The sequence below is a fragment of the Acidithiobacillus sp. TH-A36 genome (assembly GCF_057473445.1).
Genome location: NZ_JBYCKP010000658.1, coordinates 1 through 2,311, shown reverse-complemented (window position 1 = coordinate 2,311; position 2,311 = coordinate 1). Strand labels below are relative to the sequence as shown.

General features: G+C 54.8%; 3 protein-coding genes. All 3 read right to left on the bottom strand.

The genetic code is table 11. The features are described 5' to 3' along the window. Positions 1-39: 39 nt before the first annotated feature. Positions 40-1,280 (bottom strand): IS3 family transposase gene (locus AC2VLY_RS16475; protein ID WP_486893876.1). Its coding sequence is split into 2 segments (ribosomal slippage): positions 40-1,004 and positions 1,004-1,280, totalling 1,242 coding nucleotides; the frame shifts between segments, so codons are not numbered across the junction. Positions 1,281-1,341: 61 nt separating this feature from the next. Further along, on the bottom strand, positions 1,342-1,632 hold the full coding sequence (locus AC2VLY_RS16470) for a hypothetical protein (protein WP_486893875.1): 291 nt from the start codon (positions 1,630-1,632) through the stop codon (positions 1,342-1,344). 2 nt (positions 1,633-1,634) lie between these two features. Continuing rightward, complete coding sequence (locus AC2VLY_RS16465) at positions 1,635-1,970, bottom strand: hypothetical protein (RefSeq protein WP_486893873.1); 336 nt, start codon at positions 1,968-1,970, stop codon at positions 1,635-1,637. Positions 1,971-2,311 lie beyond the last annotated feature (341 nt).

The window sequence follows — 2,311 nt, the reverse complement described above, 5'->3', positions numbered from 1 at the left end:
TATGGTGGACCCCTCTGTCAAGACAATAATCAGCCGAGTTTAAGAGGGTAACCTTTCACACGCAGCGGCACGGCGCTGCCCCGGTTTTGCTTCTGATTCTGTTTCCTGACGATTTTCTTTTTTCGCGGTGAATTTATCCACTATCGTTGCGCCGCCACCGTTCGCTGTCCGGTAGACCTCGTCCGGCGTGCTGTAGTCCAGCGATTGATGCATTCTCTCGGTGTTGTAAAATACAAAGTATTCCGTCAGCCCCAGCAGTAATTCCGGCAAGGTGGCATAGCCTTTCAGATACACGTCTTCGTGCTTGACGCTCCGCCATAGCCGTTCCACGAAGATGTTGTCCAATGCCCGGCCACGCCCGTCCATGCTGATCTTGATGCCTGCTGCCGCCAACCGCCCGGTGAAGCTCGCCGAGGTGAACTGGCTGCCCTGATCGGTATTGAATATCTCCGGGTTGCCGTAAGTCTGTAGTGCCTGATCCAGACAGTCCAGACAAAATCCTGTGTCCATGGTATTCGACAATCGCCAGGCCAGTACCTTGCGCGAGTACCAGTCAATGATCGCCACCAGGTAGACAAACCCTCGCGCTAATCGGATGTAGGTAATATCCGTGCTCCACACCTGATTGGGCCGGGCCACTTCCATGCCTCTGAGCAGATACGGGTAAACCTTGTGCTCGGGATGCGGAAGGCTGGTATTCGGCCCTGGCGCCATGCCGGCCAGTCCCAGTATGCCCATCAGCCGCTGTGCCCGCTTGCGGTTGATCCGATGTCCCATGCCGCGCAGATACACGGTCATCTTGCGGCTGCCGTAGAACGGGTGGCGCGTGTATTCGGCATCGATCAGTGCCAATAGCGCCAATTCCTGTTCGTTCGGCTTGGGGACAGGGCGCGGCGCGTAGACGGTAGAGCGGGCAACCCCTGCCAGTTCGCATTGCCGGGTCAGTGCCAAGGGGTCAAGAACGTTGACCCAAGGTTTGCGCGTTTCTACCGGGCTATCCCGGACTTTTTTTTAAGCCAGTCCAGTTCCATCTTGAGCCGCCCAATCTCTGAGTAGAGCCGCTCCGTGCTGGCGGATTGATCCACCGGCTTGGGGCCACGCTTGGCTTCGAATAGGCCTGCCGCCTGTTCTTGCAGCTCCTTCTTCCACAGTCCCACCTGAGTCGGGTGCACGCCAAATTCCTGAGCGATCTCGTTGACCGTCTTGATCCCTCGAACCGCTTCAAGTGCGACCTTGGCTTTCTGCTGACTACTAAAAATCTTGCGCTTCCGTTCACTCACAACCTGCTCCTTATTTACAGCAGGTTACCATCTTAAATAACTGTCCGGAAATTGGGGTCCACTATATTTCATTGGTGAGCGAGTCCAGCGTAAAGCTGATACCCATTGCCAAATCGGAGAACACCGCGAGCCCTTCGCCAATGCCGTAAAGGGTGCCTTCGTTCCATATATCTATGTTGTCCTTGGATTCTATCATTGCCAGACTGATGGCGCTGACCGAGTTCCACAAACTCAAGTTGGCTGAGCGCATGGCGTCCGCAAGGCGAGCCAGATCCTCCGTAGTGTGTCCATCGGGATGGTTGGCCGCTTCCCGCGCTTTATAGATCGTTTCATGACATGGTGTGTAATGCATGATCAAGCCTCCTTGTTCGCGTTCAGCGCATTGATATGGTGCTGCAAATCTTCGGTGATTCCATCAATGAGACACCCGACGCCACCAAGAGAAGCCAGCAGAGACCCAAAATCAAATAGTGTGGCTTCATCCCAGGCATCTCTATTGCTGCGGGTATGCATGAGGATCTGCCCCAAACTATTGATGTTCGCGAACAGGCCATAATTAGTTTCTCTGGCGACCTGTAGATGGCCGTTCAGTTGCCCGGCTGTCAGTCCTTCCGGGTTTTTGGAGACGTGATAGGCATCGAATAACCGGGTGCCGAACTCGCCGTATGTGCGATTCTGTGTTTTTTCCATGATTAAGCCCTCTGTGCAAAGTGCCTGAATGACTCAGGCGGCCAGGGGCTCAAAAGTGCTATAGGTGCACCGGACGTATTTCCCTCTCGGGTATTGTATTCCGGCCACCCCCGGCCATCGAGGACGCACCCATTGCTGTGCAACAGGCATAAAAAATCCCGCAAGTCTGACGGGGCGGAGTTCCGCCTATAGGTGTTTTGAGCACCGTGGTGAAGAGAATAGACGCGGTTATGGATGCTGTCAAGGTTTGCCCTGGCGAGATCACCACCAGGGCGGCAACAAGGGCTTATCCGAAGTTGTAAGCCAATCCAACCATGCCGCGTACCTCGTTGATCGTGGCT